The organism is Anaerosacchariphilus hominis, from assembly GCF_014290175.1.
GTDB classification, from domain to species: Bacteria; Bacillota; Clostridia; order Lachnospirales; family Lachnospiraceae; genus Laedolimicola; species Laedolimicola hominis.
This window is the reverse complement of sequence record NZ_JACOOR010000010.1, coordinates 51,479-78,365: the sequence shown is the minus strand read 5'-3', so window position 1 is coordinate 78,365 and position 26,887 is coordinate 51,479. Positions and strand designations below refer to the sequence as shown.

22 protein-coding genes, 1 tRNA gene, 1 pseudogene and 1 riboswitch are annotated in these 26,887 nt (G+C 49.5%); of the genes and pseudogenes, 3 read left to right on the top strand and 21 right to left on the bottom strand.

All coding sequences use genetic code 11. The features are described 5' to 3' along the window. Positions 1-336 precede the first annotated feature (336 nt). The 21 genes and pseudogenes from H8S44_RS15075 to dnaA form a co-directional block, all read right to left on the bottom strand. A tRNA-Ser gene (locus H8S44_RS15075) sits at positions 337-425 on the bottom strand. A gap of 254 nt (positions 426-679) precedes the next feature. Continuing rightward, on the bottom strand, positions 680-2,569 hold the full coding sequence (locus H8S44_RS15070) for an extracellular solute-binding protein (protein ID WP_186874015.1): 1,890 nt from the start codon (positions 2,567-2,569) through the stop codon (positions 680-682). 4 nt (positions 2,570-2,573) lie between these two features. Continuing rightward, entirely contained in the window at positions 2,574-3,413 is an 840-nt protein-coding gene (locus H8S44_RS15065; RefSeq protein ID WP_186874014.1) for an ABC transporter permease, read from the bottom strand. Positions 3,414-3,911: 498 nt separating this feature from the next. Beyond that, positions 3,912-4,991: pseudogene (locus tag H8S44_RS16625) on the bottom strand (ABC transporter ATP-binding protein); the annotation flags it as partial. A gap of 13 nt (positions 4,992-5,004) precedes the next feature. After that, entirely contained in the window at positions 5,005-5,538 is a 534-nt protein-coding gene (locus tag H8S44_RS15055; protein ID WP_186874012.1) for a helix-turn-helix domain-containing protein, read from the bottom strand. Between the two features lie 214 nt (positions 5,539-5,752). Then, positions 5,753-6,931, bottom strand: a complete 1,179-nt coding sequence (locus H8S44_RS15050; RefSeq protein WP_186874011.1) for a phosphoribosylaminoimidazolecarboxamide formyltransferase — start codon at positions 6,929-6,931, stop codon at positions 5,753-5,755. A gap of 4 nt (positions 6,932-6,935) precedes the next feature. Beyond that, complete coding sequence (locus tag H8S44_RS15045; protein WP_186874010.1) at positions 6,936-7,655, bottom strand: IMP cyclohydrolase; 720 nt, start codon at positions 7,653-7,655, stop codon at positions 6,936-6,938. Between the two features lie 111 nt (positions 7,656-7,766). After that, a riboswitch (ZMP/ZTP riboswitch) is annotated at positions 7,767-7,846 on the bottom strand. A 29-nt stretch (positions 7,847-7,875) separates the two neighbouring features. After that, a complete protein-coding gene (locus tag H8S44_RS15040) occupies positions 7,876-8,742 on the bottom strand; it encodes a S66 family peptidase (RefSeq protein ID WP_186874009.1) in 867 nt (288 codons plus the stop codon). Continuing rightward, complete coding sequence (locus H8S44_RS15035; protein WP_186874008.1) at positions 8,739-9,560, bottom strand: purine-nucleoside phosphorylase; 822 nt, start codon at positions 9,558-9,560, stop codon at positions 8,739-8,741. The genes H8S44_RS15040 and H8S44_RS15035 overlap by 4 nt, the downstream gene beginning before the upstream one ends. Positions 9,561-9,581: 21 nt before the next feature. After that, a complete protein-coding gene (locus H8S44_RS15030; protein ID WP_186874007.1) occupies positions 9,582-10,295 on the bottom strand; it encodes a lysophospholipid acyltransferase family protein in 714 nt (237 codons plus the stop codon). 81 nt (positions 10,296-10,376) lie between these two features. Further along, complete coding sequence (locus H8S44_RS15025) at positions 10,377-13,205, bottom strand: hypothetical protein (protein ID WP_186874006.1); 2,829 nt, start codon at positions 13,203-13,205, stop codon at positions 10,377-10,379. Between the two features lie 51 nt (positions 13,206-13,256). After that, a complete protein-coding gene (locus H8S44_RS15020) occupies positions 13,257-14,795 on the bottom strand; it encodes a glycosyltransferase family 39 protein (RefSeq protein ID WP_186874005.1) in 1,539 nt (512 codons plus the stop codon). 138 nt (positions 14,796-14,933) lie between these two features. Next, positions 14,934-16,409: a DUF4153 domain-containing protein gene (locus H8S44_RS15015; RefSeq protein ID WP_186874004.1), complete on the bottom strand. Its 1,476-nt coding sequence runs from the start codon at positions 16,407-16,409 to the stop codon at positions 14,934-14,936. A gap of 1 nt (position 16,410) precedes the next feature. Next, on the bottom strand, positions 16,411-16,650 hold the full coding sequence (locus tag H8S44_RS15010) for a helix-turn-helix domain-containing protein (RefSeq protein WP_186874003.1): 240 nt from the start codon (positions 16,648-16,650) through the stop codon (positions 16,411-16,413). Positions 16,651-16,661: 11 nt separating this feature from the next. Further along, positions 16,662-17,102, bottom strand: coding sequence for a DUF2975 domain-containing protein (locus H8S44_RS15005; RefSeq protein WP_186874002.1), 441 nt, complete (start codon positions 17,100-17,102; stop codon positions 16,662-16,664). A 170-nt stretch (positions 17,103-17,272) separates the two neighbouring features. Beyond that, on the bottom strand, positions 17,273-19,753 hold the full coding sequence (gene gyrA / locus H8S44_RS15000) for a DNA gyrase subunit A (protein WP_186874001.1): 2,481 nt from the start codon (positions 19,751-19,753) through the stop codon (positions 17,273-17,275). A gap of 55 nt (positions 19,754-19,808) precedes the next feature. Continuing rightward, the gene (gene gyrB, locus H8S44_RS14995) at positions 19,809-21,725 is read right to left on the bottom strand and encodes a DNA topoisomerase (ATP-hydrolyzing) subunit B (protein WP_186874000.1); all 1,917 of its coding nucleotides are present in this window, start codon (positions 21,723-21,725) and stop codon (positions 19,809-19,811) included. Positions 21,726-21,753: 28 nt separating this feature from the next. Then, the gene (recF, locus tag H8S44_RS14990; RefSeq protein WP_186873999.1) at positions 21,754-22,839 is read right to left on the bottom strand and encodes a DNA replication/repair protein RecF; all 1,086 of its coding nucleotides are present in this window, start codon (positions 22,837-22,839) and stop codon (positions 21,754-21,756) included. Continuing rightward, positions 22,836-23,048 (bottom strand): RNA-binding S4 domain-containing protein, encoded by a 213-nt coding sequence (locus H8S44_RS14985; RefSeq protein WP_186873998.1) that lies wholly within the window; start codon positions 23,046-23,048, stop codon positions 22,836-22,838. Before H8S44_RS14985 ends, recF begins: the two co-directional genes overlap by 4 nt. Before the next feature lie 28 nt (positions 23,049-23,076). Continuing rightward, a complete protein-coding gene (dnaN, locus tag H8S44_RS14980; protein WP_186873997.1) occupies positions 23,077-24,189 on the bottom strand; it encodes a DNA polymerase III subunit beta in 1,113 nt (370 codons plus the stop codon). 285 nt (positions 24,190-24,474) lie between these two features. Beyond that, positions 24,475-25,842 carry a chromosomal replication initiator protein DnaA gene (gene dnaA, locus H8S44_RS14975; protein ID WP_186873996.1) on the bottom strand — a complete coding sequence of 456 codons (1,368 nt, stop codon included), beginning with the start codon at positions 25,840-25,842 and terminating at the stop codon, positions 24,475-24,477. Between the two features lie 300 nt (positions 25,843-26,142). Here dnaA and rpmH point away from each other — a divergent pair, with 300 nt between their 5' ends. The 3 genes from rpmH to yidD are packed head-to-tail and all read left to right on the top strand — an operon-like array spanning position 26,143 to position 26,883. Beyond that, positions 26,143-26,277 (top strand): 50S ribosomal protein L34, encoded by a 135-nt coding sequence (gene rpmH / locus H8S44_RS14970; RefSeq protein WP_158361287.1) that lies wholly within the window; start codon positions 26,143-26,145, stop codon positions 26,275-26,277. A gap of 52 nt (positions 26,278-26,329) precedes the next feature. Beyond that, positions 26,330-26,677, top strand: a complete 348-nt coding sequence (gene rnpA / locus H8S44_RS14965) for a ribonuclease P protein component (RefSeq protein ID WP_186873995.1) — start codon at positions 26,330-26,332, stop codon at positions 26,675-26,677. After that, positions 26,674-26,883 carry a membrane protein insertion efficiency factor YidD gene (yidD, locus tag H8S44_RS14960; protein ID WP_186873994.1) on the top strand — a complete coding sequence of 70 codons (210 nt, stop codon included), beginning with the start codon at positions 26,674-26,676 and terminating at the stop codon, positions 26,881-26,883. The genes rnpA and yidD overlap by 4 nt, the downstream gene beginning before the upstream one ends. Positions 26,884-26,887 lie beyond the last annotated feature (4 nt).

The following is a 26,887-nucleotide window of genomic DNA, read 5'->3' as shown; positions in this document are numbered from 1 at the left end:
TTTCTTTCCCGTATTACTGTTAAAAGGTGTTCGTTCTTATTTCTAAGAATCGAACTGTTCTTGAATTCATTCTCTTAGAATTTTCAAGGTTTTACACTGTTCAGTTATCAAGGTTCGCTTATTCGTCTTTGTCGCTCCTCACCGAAGCGACTTGACTATCTTATCACATTCATTCTCGCTTGTCAAGAACTTTTTTAACTTTTTTTGAAGAAGTTTTTGAAGTTCTTTAAGAAGAATGCATCCGCTCTCTCAAGCGGAACTTGTTTATCTTACCATACCAAAAGGTGTTTGTCAACAACTTTTTTGAAGAAGTTTTAATTTCTTTTTGATAAGAAACGGAGAAAGAGGGATTTGAACCCTCGCGCCGGGATTACCGACCTACACCCTTAGCAGGGGCGCCTCTTCAGCCTCTTGAGTATTTCTCCTGAAGTTCATTTCCTGCGATATTCACTTCACGTCAGGTTCGACGCATAGGTTATTATACTTGATGGGGTTCTGTTTGTCAACCTGTTTTTACGTTTTTGTTACATAATTTTGCCTGATTCTTTTCTTATATATTATATACTGAAAAAATGACTTTCTTTCCTTCTCCATAATAATGAATCTGGTTTTAACATATAACAAAAGGGTTCCATCCTTTCAAGTCGGATGGAACCCTCTCTTATAAATAGATGTGTTTTTAATTTGCGTTGCTGGCTGCAATCTTTACCTTGCTCCAGAGGTTGCCGATTACTTTACGGGTATCGTCATTGAATACGAAGACCTCGTCTTTCGGATTGTCGGTGCGAGGCAGGTAGGCATTGATCTCCTCGTAGTCGCCACCCTCTCCGGACAGTTCGTCGATAACCTCCTGGTTCGGAGACGTATAACCTACGTAGCTGGAGTTATCGTAAGCATAATCATAGGAGCTTATAAAGTTAATAAACTCATGGGCCAGCTCCACATTTTTTGCATTGGCGGGAATGACCATGGAGTCGTACCAGAGGTTGGTGCCGCCTTCGGGCAAGTAGTAGCCCATATTCTCATTTTCAGACATGATGTACGCCGCATCGCCGGAGTAGCATAAGCCGAGGGCCTTTCTGCCCTGAGCCATATTGTCGATGATCTCGTCGGTGACGATCTCCGGCTTCATGGTCTGGACGCACTCTACCAGCCAGTTATAGGCATCCTGGAGCTCATCCTCATTTTCCGTGTTCATAGAATATCCCAGAGCCTTCAGAGCCATCATGAAAGAATCGCGCTCGGAATCGTAGAGATAAATATCTCCACGATATTTGGTATCCTTAAAGATATTGAAGCCCTCCCGCTCCAGATCCTCCAGGCTTACCTTCGTTTTATCGTAGACAATGCCTACCGTGCCCCAGAAATAAGACACAGAATACTCATTTTCCGGATCATAGGAAGGATTCTTGACCGCGTCAGTCAGTTCATCCATACAGGTCAGGAGATCCGGATTCAGCTTCTGCAGGTATCCCTCGTCCATGATACGCTGAATCATGTAGTCGCTGGGGATCAGCAGATCATAGCTTTCCTGATTGGCTACCTTAATGTACATTTGCTCGTTGGAATCAAAGTACTCGATGCTGACGGTGGCTCCTGTTTCCTTTTCGAAATCAGGCACCACATTTTCACCCATGTACTCGCCTGGCATATAGATGGACAGGGTCTGACCCGCATAGGGCAGTTCCTGATTGGACGCGCCGAATTTCACCAGACAGAACAGTACAATGACAGCGGCCAGTGCGCAGCCCGGAAGCACAAAGCTCTTCCGTCCTACCTCGTCCTTTTTCTCCCGCTTGGCCATCAGCATGGGAACCACATTGATCAGGACCAGTACTATCGTAATGATTACTACCACCAGCGTAGATATGGCGTTGATGCTAGGGTTGATACGCTTACTCATGGTGTAGACCACGATGCTTAAGTTCTTAACTCCGCCGCCGGTGACGAAATAGGAAATGATAAAGTCATCCACGGACATGGTAAAAGCAATCAGCGCTCCGGAAAAGATGCCTGGTGTGATCTCCGGCACGATGACCTTGGTCAGAGCCTGCCAGGGCGTCGCTCCCAGATCCATAGCCGCATTGGCCAGATTCGGATCCAACGATTTGATCTTTGGCATGACGGACAGCATCACATAAGGGATACAGAACGCAATATGGGCCAGCAGCATGGTGGCATAGCCCTTTTCGATTTTAAAGGTGATGAACAGCAGCATGAAGCCGATGGCAGTCACGATCTCCGGGTTCATCATCGGGAAATTGTTGACCTGATTCATCACGTCCCGGACGATTTTTTTCGACTTACTGAGGCCGATGGCCGCAATGGTTCCCACGACCGTGGAAATCAGGGTCGCGATGATTGCCACCGTAAAGGTGGTATACAGAGCCTCCATCATTTCCCGGGATTCCAGCATGTGCTTATACCAGCGCAGAGAAAAGCCGGTGAAGGCGGTCAGGGATTTTCCGTCATTGAAGGAGAAAATCACCATATACAGGATCGGAAGATAGAAGAAGGCAATCGCCAGAATCATCAGGATCTTCCCAAAGGTACGCTTTCCTTTTTTCATCGGATTACTCTTCCTCCTTTCCGCCGCGGTTGTGTTTCTCCACTTTACGCACCGCCATCATCATGAGCATCATAATCACAGCCATAATCATAGAAATGGAGCTTCCGAAGTTCCACTCGCCTACGGTGATAAACTGGTTCTCAATGAGATTTCCGATGAGGAAATACTGGCCGCCGCCCAGAAGCTTCGGGATAAAGAAGGAGCTGACTGCCGGCAGGAATACCAGGGTAATGCCGTTGATAACACCGGGCAGGGACAGGGGCAGGGTTACCCGCCGGAAGGTCTGCACCCGGTTGGCACCCAGATCTGCGCTGGCTTCCAGGAGAGACTGATCCATTTTGCAGAGAGAGGTATTGATCTGCAGCACCATAAAGGGCAGGAAGTTATAAACCATACCCAGAAGCACCGCCCCCTGTGTATACAAAAGACTCATATTGCCCAGGCCAAAAATTCCCAGGATACGGGATACCAGACCGCCCTCGCTTAAAAGACCGATCCAGGCGTAGGTACGCACCAGCATGTTGATCCACATGGGAATGGTGATACAGAGCACCAAAATGTTCTGTGCCCGCTCACTGCTCCGGGCGATGTAATAGGCAATGGGATAGCCCAGAAGCAGACAGATAACCGTCGTCTTGATTGCAATCCAGATCGAACGCCAGAGGATTATCAGAAAATCCGGGTCGGTAAAAAACTTGACGTAATGATCCAGGGTAAATTTAAAGGACACAATGCTGTTGCCCTGCTCTGTAAAAGAATACATCGCAATCAGAAGCATCGGCAGTACCAGCATCAGTGCCGCCCATACAATGTACGGGACTGCAAGCTGTGAAAATTTCTTCATTTAGTACAGCATCCTCTCCATAACATGAATATCCTCCGGGAAGAATGTCAGGCCGACCTCCTGACCGACTTCCGTGTAATCGGTGGTGTGAATCTTGAACTCCCGTCCGGTGGTCCAGAAGGTAATCGGGTAGCTGCCCTCTTTGATGTTCTCCGGATCGAAATCGTAATCTACGCTGACGTCCACGCTCTGGTTTTCGTCGCTCAGCTTCCAGCCCTGGGCATTGGCCCAGGTCTTGATATCCGTATCCAGAGCCTGGGATTCCTGGATCTCGTCTACGGTTCTGGCGAAGTTGAAGGCCATGACTGCCTCATTTGCCTTCTCATTTTTTACGAAGGGCTGATTTACCACGTAAATGGTACGCTCGATGGTGGTACCGCCCGCTGCCGTGAAGCGCACCGGATACTCGCCCAGCTCTTCCTTCACATCGTATTCCACCTTATGGATGGAGATGTACTCATCGGTCTCCGGATTCCATGCCTGGGCGTTGGAAAGAGCGATAACCTCCTTGTCATCCAGGGACTTCACATCCTCCACATCCACGTAGAAGTTGCTGGCGCTCATCTTCTCTTTTCCATCGGCGCTGGTCACGTCCTGGTTACTGATGACGTGCATATTGACCGTAACGCTGGTTCCGGGTACGGTCTCCACGATGATCTCGTAGTGTACGCCCTTGAACAGCACGCTTAAGACCTCTCCGGTCATTTTGCCGTCTTTTACATTCACGATGTCGATATCCTCGGGACGGATAACCACTTCCACCGGCTCATTCGGCTTAAAGCCGAAGTCCACACAGTCAAAGGTAATATCGTCGAAGCGAACCTTATAATCCTCCAGCATGACGCCCGGAATGATGTTGCTCTCACCGATAAAATTGGCTACAAAGCGGTTGGTCGGCTCGTTGTAGATCTCCTCCGGAGTTCCCACCTGCTGGATCTCGCCGCCGTTCATGACCACGATTTTATCGGACATGGTCAGGGCTTCCTCCTGATCGTGGGTAACGAAGATAAAAGTGATGCCGACCTCCTGCTGGATTCGCTTCAGCTCGTACTGCATCTCTTTGCGGAGCTTCAGATCCAGAGCCGCCAGCGGTTCGTCCAGAAGCAGCACCTTCGGCTCATTGACCAGGGCCCGGGCGATGGCCACACGCTGCTGCTGTCCGCCGGACAACAGGGTGGTATTTTTATTTTCGTAGCCCTCCAGACCGATGAGCTTCAACATCTTCATGACTTTCTGATCGATGATGTCCTTACTCATTTTCTTGATCTTCAGTCCGAAGGCGATATTTTCATAGACGCTTAAGTGTGGAAACAGGGCGTACTTCTGAAATACGGTGTTCAGCTCCCGCTCATAGGGTGGCTTCGCGCTGATTTCCTCCCCGTCGAAGATAACGCTGCCCTCGTCCGCGTCCAGAAAGCCGCCCAGGATCCGAAGCAGGGTGGTCTTTCCGCAGCCGCTGGGGCCAAGCAGAGTAACAAATTCTTTTTCATAAATATCCAGATTGACTCCCTTCAGGATGACCTGACCGTCGAAGCTTTTCACGATATTTCGAAAGCTAATCAGTTTCTTTCGTTCCATTACACATCTCCTCCTAGAACATGGGCGGCGTGGTGATCCAAAGTACTTTGGCGTCGCTCTTCCCATGATTGTATAAATAATGGCTTTCGGTTCCGTCCAGATAGAAGGTCTCCCGGGCCTTTATTTTGTATTTCTTGCTGCCACAGACCAGGGTAACGCTGCCCTTCAGCACATAGCCGAATTCTTCTCCGTCGTAGGCCTGCATTTCCTGACTCCGTTTTCCCGGATGAAGGGTCAGGAGAATGGGCTCCATCTCGTTCTTCTGGGCATTGGGAATCACCCACTCGATGCAGTAGTCCGGCTGCTCATCCACAAAAAACTCCTCTGTAGAAAATACAATCTGCTTTTCCGGCTCCTCATGGAAGAATTCGGACAGATTGGTTCCCAGAGCCTCCAGAATATCCTCCAGGGTGGCGATACTCGGCGCAGTCAGGTTCCGCTCCACCTGTGATAAAAAACCTTTGGTCAGCTCGCTGCGGGAGGCCAGATCCTCCAGAGTCAGCTCCTTTTGCAATCGAAGCTCCTTTAATTTCTTGCCGATGTCCACGGCGCACCTCCTGTTTGCTAATACTAAACTTTTTATTTAAAATTGCAAAATCATTTTACATTATACACAGTCGCCCGAAAAATTCAATAGTTTTAAACATTTTTTTAGTAATACCGAATTTCCATATTTTTTCCTGTGGCTGTTTTCGCCCGTAAAAATGCCCCCGGCTTCATTTGAAGTCGGAGGCGCTTCTCACTTGTGTATTTTTCTGAAATTAGTGGTGGAACAGACGGATTCCGGTAAATGCCATTACCATATCATACTTATCGCAGGTCTCGATAACCAGGTCGTCCCGGACGGATCCGCCCGGCTCGGCGATGTATTTCACGCCGCTCTTCTTCGCTCGCTCAATGTTATCGCTGAAGGGGAAGAAGGCGTCGCTGCCTACGGTCACATCTGTCATCTGGGCCAGCCATGCTTTCTTTTCTTCCTCGGTGAATACTTCCGGCTTCACTTTGAAGACGCGTTCCCAGGCACCGTCTGCCAGCACATCCATGTACTCGTTGCCGATGTACACGTCGATGGCGTTGTCACGGTCGGCGCGGCCGATGCCGTCCACGAACTGGAGACTCAATACCTTGGGGCTCTGACGCAGGAACCAGTTGTCGGCCTTCTGGCCTGCCAGACGGGTACAGTGTACGCGGGACTGCTGTCCTGCGCCCACGCCGATGGCCTGTCCGTCCTTAACGAAGCAGACGGAGTTGGACTGGGTGTATTTCAGGGTAATCAGGGCAATCTTCATGTCGCGCTTGGCATTCTCCGGAAGATCTTTATTTTTCGTCACGATATGGGAAATGAGTTCGTCGTTGATGGGAAGTTCCTGACGGCCCTGCTCAAAGGTGACGCCGTAAACTTCCTTGTGTTCCAGGGGAGCGGGCTTGTAATCAGTATCCATCTGGATGACTACATAATTACCCTTTTTCTTCTGCTTCAGGATCTCCAGCGCCTCGTCAGTGAAGCCCGGAGCGATAACGCCGTCGGATACCTCACGCTTGATGATAGAAGCGGTGTCCTTGTCGCAGACATCGGACAGGGCGATGAAATCACCGAAAGAGGACATCCGATCCGCGCCTCTGGCTCTGGCGTAAGCGCAGGCCAGTGGGGACAGGTCTCCCATGTCGTCTACCCAGTAGATTTTCTTCAGAGTATCGTCAAGGGGCAGACCCACTGCGGCTCCTGCCGGGGATACATGCTTGAAGGAGGTGGCTGCCGGAAGGCCGGTGGCCTCTTTCAGCTCTTTCACCAGCTGCCATCCATTAAAGGCATCCAAAAAGTTGATGTAACCGGGACGGCCGGAAAGAACCGTGATAGGAAGCTCGGATCCGTCTGACACATAAATACGGGACGGTTTCTGATTCGGGTTACAGCCATATTTCAGTTCCAGTTCTTTCATTTCCTTAGTCCTCCTGATTTTTATTCTTGATGACGGTTTCGTATTTGCCGGTGGCAATGTCAATGTAACGTACGAACAGGGATACCTTGTTGTCCGGATTCAGGTTGTTCCAGAGCATATTCGTAAGCTTCTCCATGTCGTTGGGAATGGCGGCCAGCTTGGGTTCGCCCTCGAAGCTGGGGAGCGGATTGCCGTCGTGCATGTAGGTGTGGATGAAATGGCCCTCGCCTGCCGCGCAGTTCTCATAGGAGAAGGTGTAGCGGTTGCAGCATGAGGGGTCACCGTTGTTGCTCTTTAAGATGGACAGGGAGTAGCTGTAGGTTCCGTTCTCGATCTCCATGACGCCGGAGATCCGCGGGGTATAGTTGGGCGCATCCGGCTCGAACTCACGGGAGCGTAAGGACTGCTCAAAGGTCAGCCCCTTTTCCATTCCCTCGTAAATGGTATCGGTCTGGTCTCCGTTGGTAACGATGGTTTTATGGCCCAGTACACGGACCGGTGCATAGATAATCAGGCTCGGGTCGGTCAGCTTGGAAGGATCGAAGGCCTGGGTACGGATGCCCTCGCCGTCCTCCACGAAGATACGGTTACGGCTGTTCTCGCTTCTTCCCATAATGAAGTAAGCTGCCACGGCCTTGGTTCCGTCCTCGGAACGGCCAAGAATAATGCCTCTGCCGGGATAAGAATTTTCCTGAAGCTCCTGTGCCAGTGAAATCATGTCCATTTTTTTTTCCTCCTGTGAAAATGGGTTTTTAACCTATGAAAAGCTTAAGAGTGACCGATTATGATGCCTGTATTTTGTCTGAAAATAAAGAAGGACCGATCCATCCCAAGCATAATCTGCCCAGACGGTCGGCTCTCGAACCCTTATACTCCCTGTGGTAAACTCCACTTCCGTCAGTCGTATAAGTTGATTTTACCATAGCATTTTTGATCGGGGGTTGTCAACCCCCGATCGTAAATCTGCCGCCGATGCGGACGGCCAGCGCGTCCTTGTCGTGACCCACCTCCCGGGTTTTCAGAATCGGGAGATCCGGGCCTGCATAATGGCGGACCAGTTCTTCAATAGTAGGAGCGCAGGCTTTCTGCTCCATCTCAGTGAAGGTTCCAAGGAGCACGGCTTTAACCTGGCGAAATACTCCCAGCTGCTGGAGCTGGCTTAAGTAGGTGACCATCTTCGGGACAGTGCCGCTCCAGGCTTCCAGCAGGAAAATTTTATCCTGCATATCAGGCCAGTATTCGGTTCCGGCCAGCTTCAGGAAGCAGCGGATGTTGCCACCGACAACGGTGCCGGTGAGTGGGGACTGGATTTGACCCTGCTGCACGTATTTACAGAAAATTTGAAACAAATCAGATTTTTTCTGTAATATAGTATTTTCGAAAGCGGCACGGCGAAAGGCTCCGGCCTCGGAGACCAGATTGCGGGCCTGATAAAGAACCGAGGACTTTCCGGTCTTCGCGTAAATGGCATTCAGAATCGTAGTCAGGTCGCTGTAACCCCAGAAAACTGCACTGCTTTCTGCGATTGTTTCAAAATCCAGATGGGGTAAAATTTCATTGGCCATATCACCGCCGGAAAGATCGAAGATGGCTTTCACTTCCGGATCACGATAAAAGTTCATCAGAGCTTCGGCCCGTTCTTCGGCTGTGCCACTGAATACCGAGGTATGAACCGGATCTTTTTCGTAAAGGCAGGGGCTTAAGACCGGAGTAAGACCAAGGCTGCTAAGATAGTCGCAGAGAGCGTCTACGGTTGGGTTTTTCCGGGCTTCCAGCCCGTTGGAACAGGCTGTTAATGCTATTTTCGTCATATTTGACCCACTACTGCCGTCACCAGCTCTTTAAACTGCTTCGCCACCCGGTCCGCGGTCTCCTGAACCTCTGCGTGGTTCAAGGCTTTCACAGACATGCCTGCCGCCAGATTGGTGATGCAGGAGATACCGCAGATCTCCATCCCCATATGACGGGCGGCGATTGTCTCGCAGACAGTGCTCATGCCGACGGCGTCCGCGCCCAGATTTCGGAACATGCGGATCTCGGCAGGCGTCTCGTAGGATGGACCGGTCAGTTGAAGATAGACGCCCTCTTTCAGAGAAATGCCAAGCTTCTCTGCTTCCGCTTTCACGATTGTACCCATGCGGCGGCTGTAGACCTCGCTCATATCCGGGAAACGAGGGCCCAGCTCACCCAGATTGGCTCCGAGCAGCGGATTGGGTACCATGGTGGAAATGTGATCGGTGATCAGCATAAAATCTCCCGGCGCGAAATCAAAGTTAATGCCGCCTGCGGCGTTGGTAACCAGCAGCTTTTTGGCGCCCAGCATACCCATCAGGCGGGTGGGAAGCACCACGTCCTCCATGGCGTAGCCCTCGTAATAATGGACGCGGCCCTGCATCACGATCACCGGAACCTGCTTCACGTAGCCGAAGACAAAGCGGCCCTTGTGTCCGGGTACAGTGGACACCGGGAAGCCCTCGATATCATGATAGCTGACCTCCGCCCGGATATCGATGCTTTCTGCGTAATCCCCCAGACCGGAGCCCAGAATCAATGCCATCTCCGGCCGGAAATCCGTTTTTTCACGGATGCATTTCAGACAGTTCTGTAATTTCTCGTATGCCTCGCTCATAGATATGACCTCCTTTTAAATTTATTTTTCGTACTCCGCAATGGTTTCTTCGATCCGCGTTTTTACGATTTCGGCGATCTCTGTCGTCTTCATGCCCTGGTAGGTCTCGTAAGGAATCGGCTCCAGAAAATGCACCTGGACGGTCACCGGGGCAATGCTGTTCCGATCGAAGGGTTCAAAAGCGTTCAGGAGCGCCACCGGGACAATGGGCGCCTTGGCTTTGACGGCGCATTTGAAGCTGCCGCCCTTAAACTCACCCACCTGGTTACCCCGTTTGGATCGGGTTCCTTCCGGGAAAATCAGATAATTGCGGCCGTTTTTGACCTCCTGGGTTACATCGAGAATTACCTGCAGGGACTGGCGTACATCCTCACGATCCATAATTTTCGCTTTCATGATCATGAATACCTGCTTCAGGAAGGGAACGTCCTTCACTTCTTTTTTTGCAACCACCGAAAAGGGCACGTCGCAGGCTTCAATGATGGCCAGCACGTCGAAAAGTCCCTGGTGGTTTGGGAAAAACACAAAACTTTGATCGGTGGGAATGTGTTCCTTACCGTGAACGTTAATTTTAACCCGGCCGCCCTTATTGGCATGGATCGTGATTTTCTTCAGCAATGCGTATTTCTCCGGCTCCGGGATATCGTCCGTGTGCTTCGCGAAATGGCAGAGCTGCCACCACCAGTAGGGGACGAAGGGCAGATTGTACAATACCATTAACATGATTCGTTTCATAAGTGTTACCTTCTCTCTGGCCGCTTATGCGACCCACTCGATTGTCCTACATGATTCTATAACAACTACTTTTGTTTCCTATTATTTCATCTGCTCTTCCAACGGCTTCTGTGTCTCAAACTCCGTCTCAATGGACACCTGCTTTCCCTCCAGGCTTCCACTGATAAAGTCCAGCATCATGGACTGAATCTGCTCGGAATAGCTCCAGTAGGGGCTGGTGGTCAGCGGAATCAGGAAGCTGCCTTCGCTTCCGTCGAAGATGAAGCGGTGTGCCTCTTTCACACCTTTTCCCTCATCCATGAAGTAGACCACCCCCTGGAATTTCAGGGACTCTGTGGATCCGCTCTCATCTCTTACTGTAATCCGCAGGAAGGGAATCTCGGATCCGTCCTGATTTTTCGGAAAAGCATAGAGGAAATAGTTTTCCTCGGCGTTCAGTGTATAGTGATCGTCGCCCAGCTCTGTGGCGTTGGTGTCCAAAAGACTCCACTCCACGTTCAGGGGTTCGGTCTCTTCTTCCTTCAGGTACTCGTTTCCCCATGCCTTCGGAAGCATCTTCAGATCCTCGATGTGCTGAAGCTTTCCAAACTCCTCGTAAGCCGGCTCAAACCGGGCCCGCACCTCGTCGTCATTGGTCAGAAAAATAATGTTCTTGTACCTGCAGGGCGTATAATGCTTCTGGATATACTGGTACATGTAATAATTCCGGGTGCTTAAGGATCCGGAATCATGCTGCCAGGCCGGAGCCACAATGAGGATTTCCGGCTGTTTTTCCTCCAGCACTTCGATGGCCCGGATCTGCATCACCTTGTTGTTGGTGTTGTAGGTGCTGCTGAAGGGCATCAGGTTTTCCTTATTCAGGATGTTGTAATGGGACAGCTGATTGGTCATGTCCACGACCTTCTTGTCCTTGCAGAGATCATTGACCAGGATATTCAGATTCATCAGCTCTTCCTTCTGCGCTTCCGTAATGTAGATGTCTCCGAGACCCGGGATGCCGGTCTCCTCCACGGTGGCGTAAATATAGTCGTCGCTGATCGTATCCCGCTCAAAGACCTTCGCAGGCATGGTCAGCAGGTTGCTGCCCTTAGTCAGGATAGTGGCCAGAAACAGACACGCCATCATGCCCGCTGTCCACAGGGAAAACCGTTTCTCCAGAGAGGGCAGAAAAATCAGCAATACCAGAAACAGACTGCAAATGGTGGTTGCGATAATGCCTCGCTCACCAAACTGGGTCCGTACAAAGGTATAGCGTACGATCACAAGATTGAAAATAATCAGAAAACTTAAGGCATACCAGGCCAGTTTCTTTTCCCCACCCTCTTTATCTGCCGGAAAAATCAGGGCTGCCAGCAGAGAGAAACCGGGACCGAAGGTGGCGTACCAGACATACGGGCTTACCAGCTCCTCCTTCAGAATATCGCCGGTGGTCTCCAGAATGGCCGCTGAATTTTCCACGATATAACGAAGAATTGCGAAAAACATGGGAATAAAGCAAATTCCCAGGATCAGAAGCGGGATGTACCAGGGCAGAATCTTTTTCCGAATTTCTTTTTCATTCAGGCGGAAGAATATTTTCCAGCCCTTCTCATGGAAGCATTCCCAGAGAATCATGGGCAGGGTCGCCAGGGCGCAGGCTCCGCCGATAGACGAGTTCCAGGCGATGGACAGAATGGATATAAAGGTCCAGCTCCAGAGCTGCATGGGGAAATTCTTCCGCATTTTTTTCGAAAATACGATCAGAATAAAGGGCAGTGCGAAGGCCCATCGCACGTAATAATATTTATCTCCGAACAGAGAAAACAACAGCACGCAGAGAAGCCCCAGCAGCTTATTGTCGATAAAGTAGTAGAATACCGCCGCAGTCGCCATGGCGATGAGAACGCAGCCCACAATCATGGCCGGTTCGATGGACGCGTAGGTTCCGTCGAACAGAAGCTTTCCTACCGCCGCCTGGAAATAATCGCAGACGCCGTGGATGGGCATGGTGTCGATGTAGGGCACGACGCCGTAGTTCAGAAGCTCATGCAGAGGCTCCGCAATCTCACCGTAGTGGTACATCTCCAGCGGAGTGCCGGAAATGGTTCCGTTTGGCAGGGTCCAGGAGGCGAAGACTGCCAGGGAGAGAAATGACATAATAGAAATAGTCGGACGTAGATTCTCTTTACATTTATGGAATAAACGCCCATTGTATCCAATCGCAAGCCAGAAGGCCACATTGGATACCACCGTCATGTTCCTTCCCCTGTAAAGCTCTATGACTTCTCCGCCCCGGATATATTCAAAAATACGAAAGAGTACGAACGCAATCGGTAAAAACCACTGCATACGTTCCACCCAGCTTTTTCTCTGATGCGCCGCCCATTCCTGTTTTTGCGGATCTTTTCCACATCTGTGGTTGAAAAACAGAAAGATACCCACAACGATCAGAGTTATACACTGGAATATGGGGAAAAGTTTCTCCAGCCACGGCTGCATCCCGAAAATTTCTTCGATCAGGGCACGACAAAAAATAGCAAGGGTAAACTGCGAAAAGATGACCAGAAAGCAGGCGTCCTCAAACCAGGCATAGCTTTCCCGCTGCTTCGCCGTATATTCCCCCGTCCGATCAAAGCTGCCGCAAAGCCAGCTCCATTTCTTAGAGAGCAGGGTCAGAACCACTGCATACAGTAGAAAGAAGCCCAGCAGCCCGCCGATAAATAAATTAGCCAGTGTCATGTCGCCCTGTTTATAATAGGCGGTCCAGGTGGTGTAGCCGGTGACGAGCTCTGTGTACTCCGGCATCCGCCGGTAGAGAACGCCCATGACCATCCAGCACAGGAGGGCCGTAGACGGGATCGTCAGGAGGGCGGAAATGACGCATGTTTTCTGCGAAAAGTATTTTTTCATAATCGTGTTGAAACCTTTCATCTATTTGCCCGTGTTTTCAGGGCATCCAGGGATACCCGTAGGGTATTTCATCTATTTGCCCGTGTTTTCAGGGCTCCATTTTCCCAGCACACCGCTAAGCCCTGCGGCCGCGCCCGGAAGCATACATACGAAATAAGGGAAAATATACTGGGATTTAGCCTCCCAGATGGTGTGGAAGAAAAATCCCCCCAGGATCACCATCGGCAGGAACAGTTCTGTGAGCTGCCACCGTTTCTCCCCCTTTCTGCCGATCAGCAGTCCCGCGAACACCGCTGTGAATACCAGCAGTTGAAACAGATTCATGTACTCATGCAGCGCCTGATACAGCTTACCCGTATAGACGCTCTGCACAATGGTGGAAAAATCGCCGTTGTGAAACTGGTTGACCCAGAGGGCCTCATAAGTGGGCTCGTTCCACTGGGACAGGGTCTTTTTCAGATAAAACCGGGCGGCGTAAGCCGGATCCTTTTGAAACTGCTGCAGCGACTCCCCAATGGCCTCTCTGGCCATAGCGTCACTGGCCGCCGGATCGCAGCCTGAGTTTACATAAGTATTGAAATTAAACTCATTATACCAGCCCTCGGCCCGCTCCCCCTCCTGCATGCCCATGGCCACCCAAAGGGATTTGGGCATACCGCTTTCGATCGTAAGGCCGGAGCGATGCTCGTAAAAGGCCGTCAGACTTCTGCTCAAAAGCGCAGTCAGACCGATCAAAATCAGGATGGCAGCCAGACTCTTTCCGGCTTTTCTGATCCCGCCCCCACTCTTTTTTACCGCGTCATACAAAAGCAGAATCACCAGCGCCACCAGAAAGATACTGTAATTATTCTTCACCAGAACCGAAATTCCCATCAAAATTCCGGCACTTACCGCATAACGCCACTTTCCATGATCCAGAAAAAGAAGCAGCGCGTAAAAGGCCCCAAGCGCGAAGGCCAGTCCCAGCATAATTCCGTAGAGGAAGGTGCTGTATAAGATAATCTGGATACAGCCCATGGACGCCAGCAGCACCAGACGCTCCGCCTTTTGATCCTGGTAAAGCTGATCCGTAATCCGGTAAAGCAGATAAACCACAACTCCATTTGCCAGGGCGGTCAGATACATAAAGGCTTTCCAGTTTTCCCCGCCGGTCAGACGGTACAAAGCCTCCAGAATAGCCGCCAGACCCAGCTGGTTCGGATAGATCTGCATGTATTTTCCATGCTCAAAAAAAAGAAAATTATTCTGGGTCATCAGATAAGACACCCAGGAAACCGCCTTCTGATCGGCCTCCGGATAGGTGTGGCTCACCTGAATCCAGAGAACGCTCATGCCGATCACGAACAGAATTGCCACAGCCGCCAGGGCCCTCACTGAAATTTTCTCAAATATCTGTTTTTTTGATAATAGATATAAAATTCCCAGAATAACCGCCAGAACCAGCAGATTCAGCGGGATAAAATCCAGGCGGTATTCCGGCCGCTCCCCATAGGAAGAATCTGCCGTAAAATAAGTGGTGCTTAACATGCTGGCCGCCGTCAGAAACCCGAACAGCAGGATGGACAGCCAGAGTACCACACCGTCTGCCACCCGTAACAATTTATTTTGCATAAAGTCTCCGATCAAAAAAATTACATTGAATTCGCATTATTCAGAAAAGGTATACGAACTCAATGTAATTATAATATAAAGCACTTCATTTGTCATCCTAAAGTTCCGGCGGCGCGGTCTCTGCCGAACCGCCAGATTTTATTCCGCCGGCGCGCCGGTATCCCCGCGGAAGTATTCTTTACACCGCAGCTTAAACAGAAACTCCGACACGTTGAATTTTCGGATCCCCGTATGCTCCTCCTGCCGATACTCATTCATGGAAAAATACGCTCTCGTCATCTCCGCCTCCGCCGTTCCTTCCTTTGCGGCCTTCAGCATCGGGCCCGACGCGTCTGTGGACAGCTCGTAAAGATAGCTGGTCTGATCGTGGGCGATATTATAGGCGGCAATCCAGGCGTCCATGTGGCTGAAGGAAAGGACGAGATACAGCACCGTTACTACCGCCACGCTGTACCGGAACAACGGAAATCTTTCCTGAAAAATATTCCGGATCACTCCCGCAAACAACACTGCCAGCACCAGCAGCGCAAACAGCACCAGTACCCGGAGGCGGGTCAGCTGGTATGCCTGAATGTAGAGAAACATCCGGCAGGCCGAGGAAATAATCATGATATAGGTACAGACAGAAAGAAAGGCCAGCATAATTTTCAACGCCCTATTTTCCCGGAAAAAGCTTAAGGTCACCAGCACCAGCAAAAGATTCAGCGCGCTGACAAAAAGGAGCTGAAAGAAACCCTGTCTGGCAAAGCCTGCGTAGGAGTATTCCGCCGGAAGGGTAAAACCACCGGTGAACAGGTAGGAAATCTGAACCATGCAGAACAGCAGATAGACCACACCGATAACCGCCAGCGCTGTGATCGCCAGAACCGGCTCCTGGGTGCGGAGATCCTTTTCTTCCGCCTGGGGCTTTCGGTTCTTTATAGCGCTGTAGATAGCAAAGAAAAACATCATCCCCCAGAGAAACATCAGCATCGGCCACACCAGCTTCGTTGGAAGGATGATATGACTGACCGCCTGAACTACCCAGTCGAACGCGCCTCCCAGCAGCTGATCGAAGACTGCGTCTGCAGAAATTAAAAGCGGCAGAATCAGACAAAGCAGGGTTACGCCCACCAGAATTCCCAGAATGATATACATCGTTTTTTCACCCGGTTTCTTTTTTCCGGCTCCGGCCTCTGCCTTTCGCGCTCTCCGACTTTTGGCTAACTCCGGAAACACGGAGAAAAGATGGGCCAGGGCCGTCATGGCCAGATCCCATAGACTTCCCACATAGCGGAACACCGTCCAGTTTTGATCCTCATAGCCGTCATGCAGAAGCAAAATACCGAACAGTATCCAGACGGCCAGTTTATTGCACCAGATGATAATGAGATTACCGGTCAGGAAGGTGGACACGCCCAGAAGCAGAATGGCCAGCATATAGAGCTTTGACCCTTTTTTGATCGATCGCCCGGCCTGCTTCATGAGAAAGCAATCCATCAAAAGCATTCCTGCTAAAAATACCAGATACAGTACGCCTGAAAAATTATCATACAGACAAAATACATAAAAAAGTGAAAATCCCACCAGTAATTGTAGATGGCTGAAGTTCTTCCGCTTTTCCCATAGCTTCATGCTAGATCCCCTCCTCACTGATCTCCGCTCCGTCACCGTCCGGGACGTATTCGAGAATGTCACCGGGCTGACAGTCCAGCGCCTTACATATGGCGTTCAGGGTCGAAAATCGTACCGCCTTTGCCTTGTTATTTTTTAAAATGGACAAATTGGCCATGGTCACATCCACCTCCCGGGACAGCTCCGTGAGACCGATTTTCCGTCTGGCCATCATCACGTCCAGATTGATACGAATTGCCATTTCCATTCCTCCTATATCGTGAAATCATTTTCCAGCTTATAAGTAACTGCCTGAGCGAAAACATCAGCCAGTACCCGGCTGAACAGACCGGCAATCAAAAATACCAGAATCTCCACCACCGCCGCCGGAGTCGTCGCAAGTATCAGGCGAATCAATGTAAGCGCCGCAATGCAAAAACTGTATACTGCCATTCTTTTTAAGCTGGTCACATTATGCTCTACAAAACAATCTCCCGCAAGCACCGTCCGGAACATACACCGCAGTTCCCGGATAATCAGAAGCGCAAAGATACCGGACAAAAACAGGAAAAAAAACAGTACGACATAGAATTGTCTGTATTCCGGAAAATAGTCACCCAGAATTTTCAGGGAAACCGGCAGGCTCAGGACGATCAAAATTCCTGCGTAAAACATGAAATCCAATACTCCCTTTGTAAATCTTGTCACTTTCATAGATACCTCCTGTAATTGTAATATTTTGAAAAAGAAAAAGCGGTAAAATACAGCTATCCCTTTCGGATACCTGTATCTTACCACTCTTTTTATTGTTTTTCAATATATTTTTATCGATTTTCGATGTTTTATTCAAGTCTGGGACTGCCAAACAGTCTCAGACTTGCACATCAGATTTCTTCTTCCTCTGCAGACTCCTCTTTATTCATCTGCTCCCGCACCTTGGCGATACTTGCCACAGATACGTTTTCAGAATCCACGTTCATCAGCTTCACACCGGAAGTGATACGACCCATGATGGAAATGCCGTTACAGGGAATCCGGATAATGATACCTTCGGTGGTGATGAGCATAACCTCATTGTCCTCATTGACCGCCTTGGCTCCCACCACATTGCCTGTCTTGTCGGTGATCTTGTAGCACTTCACGCCCTTGCCGCCGCGGTTCTGTACGGTAAACTCATCCATGCCTGTGCGCTTGCCCAGTCCCTTTTCAGAGACTACCAGCAAATATTCGCCCTGATTGCGTACCTGCATGGCCACAATCTCATCCTGATCGGCCAGGCTCATACCGATGACTCCCATGGACGCACGGCCGGTAGCACGGACATCGGTCTCCTTAAAACGGATACACATGCCATACTTGGTAATCAGAAATGCATCCTGCTCGTTATCCGTGTACTTCACTTCGATCAGCTCATCGTTCTCCCGTAGATTGATGGCTACCAGTCCGGATTTTTTCACATTTGCGTACTCCTGAATGGCTGTTTTCTTTACCAGACCATTCTTGGTGGCCATAAAGAGGTATTTGCCCTCTTCGTATTCTTTGATCGGAATCACCGCCGTAATCTTCTCGCCCGGCTGCAGGGACAGCAGATTGATAATGGCTGTTCCACGGGAGGTTCTGCTGGCCTCGGGAATCTCGTAGCCCTTCAGCCGGTACACCTTACCGGTATTCGTAAAGAACATAATGTAATGGTGGGTGGTGGTCATCATCAGATCCTCAATGTAATCCTCATTGATAGTCTGCATACCCTTAATACCCTTGCCGCCGCGGTTCTGACTCTTAAAGTTGTCGGTGGTCATACGCTTGATGTAACCAAGGTTTGTCATGGTAATAACCACATCCTCCTCGGGAATCAGGTCTTCCATAGACAGATCAAATTCGTCAAAGCCGATGCTGGTCCGGCGATCGTCGCCGTATTTGTCAGCAATTACTGTGATCTCCTCTTTGATGACACCCAGCAGCTTCTTCTCATCTGCCAAAATGCCCTTTAAGTAATCGATCTGCTCCATCAGCGCTTTGTACTCTGCCTCCAGCTTCTCCCGTTCCAGACCGGTCAGTGTACGCAGACGCATGTCTACGATGGCCTGGGCCTGTACATCGTCCAGACCGAAGCGCTCCATGAGCTTCTGCTTTGCCTCCGGCGTGGACTGAGATCCGCGGATGATCTGGATGACTTCGTCGATATTGTCCAGGGCGATGAGCAGGCCCTTTAAGATATGGGCACGCTCCTCGGCCTTATTCAGATCGTATTTGGTACGACGGGTAACCACGTCCTCCTGGTGAAGCAGGTAATACTTCAGCATATCCAGGAGATTCAGGACTTTCGGCTCTTTGCCCACCAGCGCCAGCATGATCACGCCGTAGGTATCCTGCAGCTGGGTATGCTTGTAGAGCTGATTCAGGATCACATTGGCGTTGGCGTCCTTGCGGAGCTCGATGTTGATCCGCATGCCCTCGCGGCTGGACTCGTCGCCGATGTAGGTGATACCGTCGATGCGTTTTTCTTTTACCAGCTCCGCGATTTTCTCAATGAGCCGGGCCTTATTGACCATATAAGGAAGTTCGGTAACCACAATACGGCTCTTGCCGTTGCTCATGGTCTCGATATTCGTCACGGCACGCACGCGGATCTTGCCCCGTCCTGTCCGGTAGGCCTCCTCGATACCTCGGGTTCCCAGAATCTCCGCTCCTGTGGGAAAATCCGGTCCCTTGACAATCTTTAAAATTTCTTCGATGGTGGTGTCACGATCCTCCTCGATCCGATTATCGATGAGCTTTACCACAGCCTTAATGACCTCGCGCAGGTTATGGGGGGGAATATTCGTCGCCATACCGACCGCGATACCTGTGGTACCGTTCACCAAAAGATTCGGAAAACGGGAGGGCAGCACAGAGGGCTCCTTCTCGGTCTCATCAAAGTTCGGTACGAAATCTACGGTATTTTTATTGATATCCGCCAGCATTTCCATGGAAATCTTGCTTAAGCGGGCCTCTGTATATCGCATGGCCGCCGCGCCGTCGCCGTCCACGGAACCGAAGTTACCGTGACCGTCTACCAGCGGATAACGGGTGGACCAGTCCTGGGCCATATTGACCAGAGCTCCATAGATGGAACTGTCGCCGTGGGGGTGATATTTACCCATGGTATCGCCGACGATACGCGCGCACTTTCTGTGGGGCTTATCCGGTCCGTTATTCAGCTCGATCATAGAATAGAGCACACGCCGCTGTACCGGCTTCAGGCCGTCCCGGACATCCGGAAGGGCACGGGCTGCGATAACGCTCATGGCATAATCGATATAACAATCTTCCATGGTCTTTTTCAAATCCACGTCATGGACTTTGTCAAAGATATTGTCTTCCATTTTCTATTCTCCCTTTTTATAGGTTCGTAGGTTCAGCCGCGCCATGGCTGAACTGTTAAATGTCTAAATTTTTCACGAATTTCGCGTTTGTCTCGATAAATTCACGTCTGGGCTCCACCTTATCTCCCATCAGTGTATTAAAGGTCAGATCGATCTCGGCGGAATCCGCGTCTTCCATGGTCACACGCCGCAGGATACGCTTTTCCGGATCCATGGTGGTCTCCCAGAGCTGCTCCGCGTCCATCTCGCCCAGACCTTTATAACGCTGGATCTTGTTATTCTGATCGCGGCCGACCTCATTCAGAATGTCAGCCAGCTGCTCGTCACTGTAGGCGTACCATACTTTTTTATTCCGCTCCAGCTTGAAAAGGGGCGGCTGTGCCAGATAGACATAACCCTCTTTGATCAGATCCGGCATAAACCGATAAATAAAAGTAAGAAGAAGCGTACTGATATGAGCGCCGTCCACATCGGCATCAGTCATCAAAATAATCTTGTGATAACGAAGCTTGGTAATATCAAAGTCCTCATGGATACCGGTACCAAAGGCAGTAATCATGGCCTTGATCTCGGCATTGGCATAAATCTTATCCAGGCGGGCTTTTTCTACATTCAGGATTTTGCCTCGGAGGGGCAGAATGGCCTGGGTCGCGCGGGATCTGGCGGTCTTTGCGGATCCGCCTGCGGAGTCTCCCTCTACGATGTAGATCTCACAGTTCTCCGGATTCTTATCGGAGCAGTCTGCCAGCTTTCCGGGCAGGGCCATACCGTCGAGAGCCGTCTTTCTTCGGGTCAGATCTCTCGCCTTTCTGGCTGCTTCGCGGGCACGCTGAGCCAGGATGGACTTCTCCAGAATCACCTTGGCTACTGTAGGATTCTGCTCCAGGAAGATCATCAGCTGCTCGGAAACCACATTATCCACGGCTCCACGGGCTTCGCTGTTGCCCAGCTTCTGTTTGGTCTGGCCCTCGAACTGGGGCTCGCCGATCTTAATACTGATGATGGCAGTCAGACCCTCCCGGATGTCATCGCCGTTCAGACTGGGCTCGCTGTCCTTCAAAAGCTTATTTTTCCGCGCGTAATCGTTAAAGGTCTTGGTCAGCGCGTTTTTGAAACCGGTCAGGTGGGTTCCACCCTCCGGAGTGTTGATATTATTGACGAAGCTGTAGCAATTCTCGGTATAGGAATCATTATGCTGCAGCGCCACCTCTACAAAGACGTCATTTACCATACCCTCACAGTAAATAATCTGCTCGTAAAGAGCTGTTTTGGAGCGGTTCAGATAGCTTACGAACTCCTTGATACCGCCTTCATAACAGAACTCCTTCTTGTACTGGGGCTCCTGACGGTCATCCCTGAGAATGATGTTCAGTCCCTTGGTCAGGAAGGCCATTTCCCGCAGACGAATCTTCAGGGTATCATAATCGTAAACGGTCTCCTCAAAGATCTCCTTATCCGGCAAAAAACTTACCTGAGTACCTGTTTTCTCCGGCTCACACTCGCCGATCACCTTCAGCGGCTCCACCGCATGGCCTCTCTGATACCGCTGGAAATAGATCTTTCCCTCGTTATAGATCCGAACCTCCAGCCACTCGGAAAGAGCATTGACTACGGATGCTCCTACGCCGTGCAGACCTCCGGACACCTTGTATCCTCCACCGCCGAACTTTCCGCCTGCATGAAGCACGGTAAAGACCACCTCTACCGCCGGAATGCCGGCCTTGTGATTGATTCCCACCGGAATACCACGTCCATCGTCGATAACCGTGATGGAATTATCCTTCTGAATCGTCACATCGATATTTTTGCAGAAGCCTGCCAGGGCCTCATCGACAGAATTGTCTACAATCTCATAAACCAGATGATGAAGTCCGCGGGAGGAAGTACTTCCAATGTACATGCCAGGTCTCTTTCGGACCGCTTCCAGTCCTTCCAAAATCTGGATTTGATCTGCTCCGTATTCTGCGCTCATTTCCAATCCTCCTATTGCTGAATCGTTGCTAATTTTCACTGTATACAGCGCCCTCGATCACACGGAACACCTTGTTGATCGAAAACCTGTGATTTACAAACTCATCCAGACCCGTACAGGTAATCATAGTCTGAATATCATGAATGCTGTTTAATAAATAGTTTTGCCGGTTGTGATCCAGTTCAGACAACACATCGTCCAGAAGTAAGACCGGTGTGTCGTGAATCACCTGTTTGACCAGCTCGATCTCCGATAATTTCAAGGATAAAGCCGCAGTCCGCTGCTGTCCCTGGGAACCGAATTTCCGAATATCCACGCCTCCGACAGAAAACATCAGATCGTCCCGGTGGGGACCCACATTTGACGTCTTCATGCGGATATCCCTCTCTCTGCTTTTACAGATGGCATTGTAAAGCTCCTCGGCTCCCACATTTTTCTCGTAGGAAAGTACCAGTTCCTCTTTGCCTCCGGAAAGCTTCTGATGAATCCCCTGAATGATCGTTCCAAGGGATCGGATAAATGCCTCCCGGCTTTCAATGAGCTTTTTTCCATATTCCGCCATCTGCAGATCCCATATATCCAGCGTTTCGATCAGATCCGGGCGGAAGCTCAGATCTTTTAAGAGCTTGTTACGCTGGGTCACAATACGGTTATAACCAACCAGATGGTGAAGATACACCTTATCCAGTTGACATAATTCCATATCCAGAAACCGACGCCGTTCGCCCGGACCCTGTTTGATAATACTTAAATCCTCCGGAGAGAAAAATACAAAATTCGCAATGCCAAAGAGTTCGCTGGCCTTGCGGATTGGCACGCCATTAATAGCGATACCCTTGGTCTTATTCTTCTTCAGATGAATATCGATCTGATATTCGATCTCACCCTTCTTTACAAAGGTCCGAAGATGACCTTCCTCTTCCCCGAAATAAATCATATCCCGATCCCGGCTGCCCTTATGGGACTTGGTGGTGCCGCTTAAATACACAGCCTCCAGAATATTCGTTTTCCCCTGGGCATTGTCGCCGTAGAAAATATTAGTCTTTGCATCAAACTGAAGCTTTAACTCCCGGTAGTTCCGGAAATTCTTCAGTTCCATGGATTCGATGATCATACGATTTTATAATCCTGTCCCTGATAGGTAAAGACGTCTCCCCTGTGAAGCTTGCGCCCTCTGCGCTCCTCCACTTCGCCGTTTACCTTTACCTTGCCGTCCACGATCTCGTACTTGATATCCGAGCCCAGGGAAAGGATCCCGGCCAGCTTCATGGCCTGACCCAGGCGGATAAATTCATCCCGAATTGCTACTTCGATAGATTCCATAATGTCTCCTTTGTCCTTACTACAGACTTTATACAGAAGCGCTGCTGAAGTTCACCGGAAGGATCAGATAGATATAGGATTCCTGATCGTCCCGGATAAAGCAGGGCGCCTTGGGATTTACCAGATACAGGGTCACCATCTCGTCGTCGATGACGCGCAGGGCATCGATCAGGAACTTGGGATTGAAGCCGATCAGAATGTCCTTGCCCTCTTTTTCGATGACGATCTCCTCATTCATGGAACCCACACCGGAGGTCAGCTTCAGTCGCATCTCCCCATCACCGATCTGGATAATGATGGGCTTCTTATCGCTCTCACGAATTAACAGGGTCGCGCGGTCGATACAGTTCAGAAGCTCCTTCTTATTCACCTTTACCTTCGTCTCATAATCAGTGGAAAGCATCTGCTCGATGCGGAAATACTCGCCCTCGATCAGACGGGATACCACAACGGTCTCGTCAAACTCAAATACGATATGATTTTTCGTGAAGAAAATGCGGACCTCGTCCTCCATCTCGCCGGAAAGGATTTTGCTGACCTCCACCAGGGTCTTTCCCGGTACGATCACCTTTCTGGGATCGTAACTTTCCTTCAGTTTCAGATTCCGGATGGATACCCGGTGTCCGTCCAGAGAAACCACCTTCAGGTTCTCGCCGTTAATCTCAAAAAGTTCGCCGGTCATGATTTTGTTGTTTTCATTATCGGAAACGGAGAAAATGGTCTGCTTGATTACTTCCTTCAGGTTAAACTGGGACAGAGAAATATACTCATTCTTTTCAATATAGGGCAGATAGGAAAAATCCTCACCGGATTTTCCGGAAATGTCAAACTTCGCCTTCTCACAGGTGATTTTAGTTTTAAACGAAGCATCTGTCTCAATGGTTACGTCATTATCCGGAAGCTTCCGTACGATCTCGGAAAAGATCTTGGCATCAATGGCTACAATACCTTTTTCCAGAATGTTTCCCTCGATGACGGTTTCGATTCCCAGTTCCATATCATTGGCTGTCATCTTGATCTGCCCTGTGGACGCATCAATCAGAATACATTCCAGAATGGACATGGTCGTCTTGGAAGGAACTGCTTTCAGAACAATATTGACACCTTTTACAAGGTCTGATTTCTTGCAGACAAACTTCATAATGTGTATAACTCCTTTCGTCGTTCCCCGGAGGGCGCTGTAAATAAATATATAAAAGAATCCGTCGTAACCGTAGTAGGGGCTGTGAATATGTTGATAAGTGGTCTGAAGCCCCAGAAATCAAGGGGTTCTGAAAAGGATAACTATGTGAAAAAGCAGGGTATAACCGGCGGTCAACCGGGCAGGTTATACACATGGTCTTTTCAGATGAAAAGTTTTCCCCACAGGATCAACATGGTTGTCCACATGAGAATGTTGATAAATAATTCCAAGCCCAGGGAACGGTTAATTGGGGTTAATCTTCTTGCGGATGGTTCCGATGGTACGGATGGTGGAATCATTGTTCTGTAGTTCTTTTTCAATCTTCTCCACGCCGTGCATGACGGTGGTGTGATCCCGGCCGCCCATGATCTCGCCGATTTTCTTTAAGGTGGTGCCGTTATCCTTGCACAGATACATGGCTACCTGGCGGGGATAGGCGATATTGGCGGTACGCTTATTGCTGTAAATATCAGAAGGACTGATATGAAAATGTTCCGCTACGATCTCAATGATCAGCTCCGGCGTCACCTTCCGGCTCTCGCCCGGAGAAATGATATCCTTGATGGCTTCCTCAGCCAGAAGCATATCAATGGGACGCTTTTCCAGGGTGGAAAGGGCGATCAGACGGTTGAAAGCGCCTTCCAGCTCACGGATGTTGGACTTGATATTCGTAGCGATATAGGTAATGATATCGTCGTCGATGTGATAACCCTCCAGTTCCTCTTTTTTGCGAAGAATGGCCATACGGGTTTCAAAGTCCGGGGAGGATACATCGGCGATCAGGCCGCACTCAAACCGGGTGCGGAGACGCTCCTCCAGAGTCTCGATATCCTTGGGAGGACGGTCACTGGAGATAATGATCTGTTTATTGGCTGTATGAAGGGCATTGAAAGTATGGAAGAACTCCTCCTGAGTACTTTCCTTTCCTATAATAAACTGAACGTCGTCGATGAGCAGTACGTCAATGTTCCGATATTTCTCGCGGAAGCGGGTCATACCGGAGGGATCGCCCATTCGCAGGGTCTCGATCAGCTCGTTGGTGAAGTATTCACTGGTGACGTAGAGTACCTTCATATTCGGGTTTTCTTTTAAGATGTAATTGGCAATGGCGTGCATCAGATGGGTTTTTCCCAGTCCCACGCCTCCGTGCAGGAACAGCGGATTATAGACCTTGCCGGGCGTCTCGGCCACAGCCAGTGAAGCTGCGTGGGCGAACTTGTTATTACTGCCGACCACGAAGGTGTCGAAGGTAAACTTCGGATTGATATTGGACTTTTCAAAATCCGGACTAATCACCGGACGATCCGCGACGGGAGCCGCAGCCTTTGCTGAAGCAGCCTTCTGCTCCTGGGCGTCCTTTTCCGTTATGAATTCCACATCGTACTTTTCGCCTGTAAATTCGGCGATGGCCACAAAAATAGGCGTCTTAAACTTGGAGTTCAGATAGGTAATCATCTGCTCTCCCATGGGAACAATAATTTTTACGACGTGATCGTCGGTGCTGTGTACCTTCAGCGGAAGGAGCCAGGTCTCAAAAGAAACATCCGAAAGTTCATGTTCCTTTCGGACGTGCTCGAGAATCTCGGTCCATTTTTCTTCTATCAGATTCATATTTATCTCCTCAGTGCCCAAAATAGGCAATTTATCCTATATTCAATAATATACCAAATTCAGACGGGGATCAAGAAAAGAATTAAATTTCCAGCCCGGAATGTGGAAACAATGGGATAAAAAAAGGAAGTTGTCCACTTATTATCCACATTTTATCCACATGTTGTGGATAACTATTTTTCAGGCACAAGATGTATAAAATCCGGGAAGAAAATGAATTTTAGCGCCAAATTGCTTGACTTTAAGGGATTTTATGAATATAATTAGAATGATGTTTTATAGATAGGAGGTGTAGGCACCATGAAGATGACATTTCAACCGAAGAAAAGATCCAGAGCAAAGGTTCACGGATTTAGAGCTAGAATGAGCACTCCTGGCGGAAGAAAGGTATTAGCTGCCAGAAGATTAAAGGGAAGAAAGAAATTATCCGCATAGGCCGCATATATGTGGCCTTTTTTTCTCTTTACGTTTTTTGTTTGGAGAGCGTATGAAGTATCCGCATTCAGAATCTTTGAAAAAAAACCGGGATTTTCAGCTTTTATATAAGGAAGGAAAGTCCCGTGCCAACCGTTATCTGGTACTTTATGTGAAGGAGAACGGTCTGGAAAAGAATCGTCTCGGTGTTTCTGTCAGCAAGAAGGTTGGAAACAGCATTGTGCGGCACAGAATCACCAGATTGATTCGGGAAAGTTACAGACTACATGAAGACATGTTCAATAGTGGTTTGGACATGGTAGTCATCGCAAGGATCAGCGCGAAGGATCGGAGTATGAGCGAGATCGAAAGCGCGTTGCTTCACTTGGGAAAGCTTCAGGGAGTTTTAAAAGAAGAATGAAAATATTATTGATCAGACTGATTCAATTTTATCAGAAATATCTATCGCCGATGAAACGAACAAAGTGTCCTTATTATCCCAGCTGTTCCCAGTATGGCCTGGAGGCCATTCAGAAGCATGGAGCAGTCAAAGGAAGCATTCTTGCCGCCTGGAGAATTTTAAGATGCAACCCGTTTTCCAGTGGTGGATATGATCCTGTACCCTAATAAA

Coding starts and splice junctions, on each gene's coding strand:
- yidD (WP_186873994.1), top strand. CDS start 26,674: ATGAAAATATTATTGATCAGACTGATTCAATTTTATCAGAAATATCTA.
- recF (WP_186873999.1), bottom strand. CDS start 22,839: ATGATCATCGAATCCATGGAACTGAAGAATTTCCGGAACTACCGGGAG.
- H8S44_RS15050 (WP_186874011.1), bottom strand. CDS start 6,931: ATGAAAGAACTGGAACTGAAATATGGCTGTAACCCGAATCAGAAACCG.
- H8S44_RS15070 (WP_186874015.1), bottom strand. CDS start 2,569: ATGAAAAAAGGAAAGCGTACCTTTGGGAAGATCCTGATGATTCTGGCG.
- H8S44_RS15040 (WP_186874009.1), bottom strand. CDS start 8,742: ATGACGAAAATAGCATTAACAGCCTGTTCCAACGGGCTGGAAGCCCGG.
- H8S44_RS15015 (WP_186874004.1), bottom strand. CDS start 16,409: ATGAAGCTATGGGAAAAGCGGAAGAACTTCAGCCATCTACAATTACTG.
- H8S44_RS15045 (WP_186874010.1), bottom strand. CDS start 7,655: ATGGACATGATTTCACTGGCACAGGAGCTTCAGGAAAATTCTTATCCC.
- H8S44_RS15035 (WP_186874008.1), bottom strand. CDS start 9,560: ATGAGCGAGGCATACGAGAAATTACAGAACTGTCTGAAATGCATCCGT.
- rnpA (WP_186873995.1), top strand. CDS start 26,330: ATGAAGTATCCGCATTCAGAATCTTTGAAAAAAAACCGGGATTTTCAG.
- H8S44_RS15065 (WP_186874014.1), bottom strand. CDS start 3,413: ATGAAGAAATTTTCACAGCTTGCAGTCCCGTACATTGTATGGGCGGCA.
- H8S44_RS15020 (WP_186874005.1), bottom strand. CDS start 14,795: ATGCAAAATAAATTGTTACGGGTGGCAGACGGTGTGGTACTCTGGCTG.
- dnaA (WP_186873996.1), bottom strand. CDS start 25,842: ATGAATCTGATAGAAGAAAAATGGACCGAGATTCTCGAGCACGTCCGA.
- H8S44_RS15025 (WP_186874006.1), bottom strand. CDS start 13,205: ATGAAAGGTTTCAACACGATTATGAAAAAATACTTTTCGCAGAAAACA.
- H8S44_RS14985 (WP_186873998.1), bottom strand. CDS start 23,048: ATGGAATCTATCGAAGTAGCAATTCGGGATGAATTTATCCGCCTGGGT.
- gyrB (WP_186874000.1), bottom strand. CDS start 21,725: ATGAGCGCAGAATACGGAGCAGATCAAATCCAGATTTTGGAAGGACTG.
- rpmH (WP_158361287.1), top strand. CDS start 26,143: ATGAAGATGACATTTCAACCGAAGAAAAGATCCAGAGCAAAGGTTCAC.
- H8S44_RS15010 (WP_186874003.1), bottom strand. CDS start 16,650: ATGGCAATTCGTATCAATCTGGACGTGATGATGGCCAGACGGAAAATC.
- H8S44_RS15030 (WP_186874007.1), bottom strand. CDS start 10,295: ATGAAACGAATCATGTTAATGGTATTGTACAATCTGCCCTTCGTCCCC.
- dnaN (WP_186873997.1), bottom strand. CDS start 24,189: ATGAAGTTTGTCTGCAAGAAATCAGACCTTGTAAAAGGTGTCAATATT.
- gyrA (WP_186874001.1), bottom strand. CDS start 19,753: ATGGAAGACAATATCTTTGACAAAGTCCATGACGTGGATTTGAAAAAG.
- H8S44_RS15005 (WP_186874002.1), bottom strand. CDS start 17,102: ATGAAAGTGACAAGATTTACAAAGGGAGTATTGGATTTCATGTTTTAC.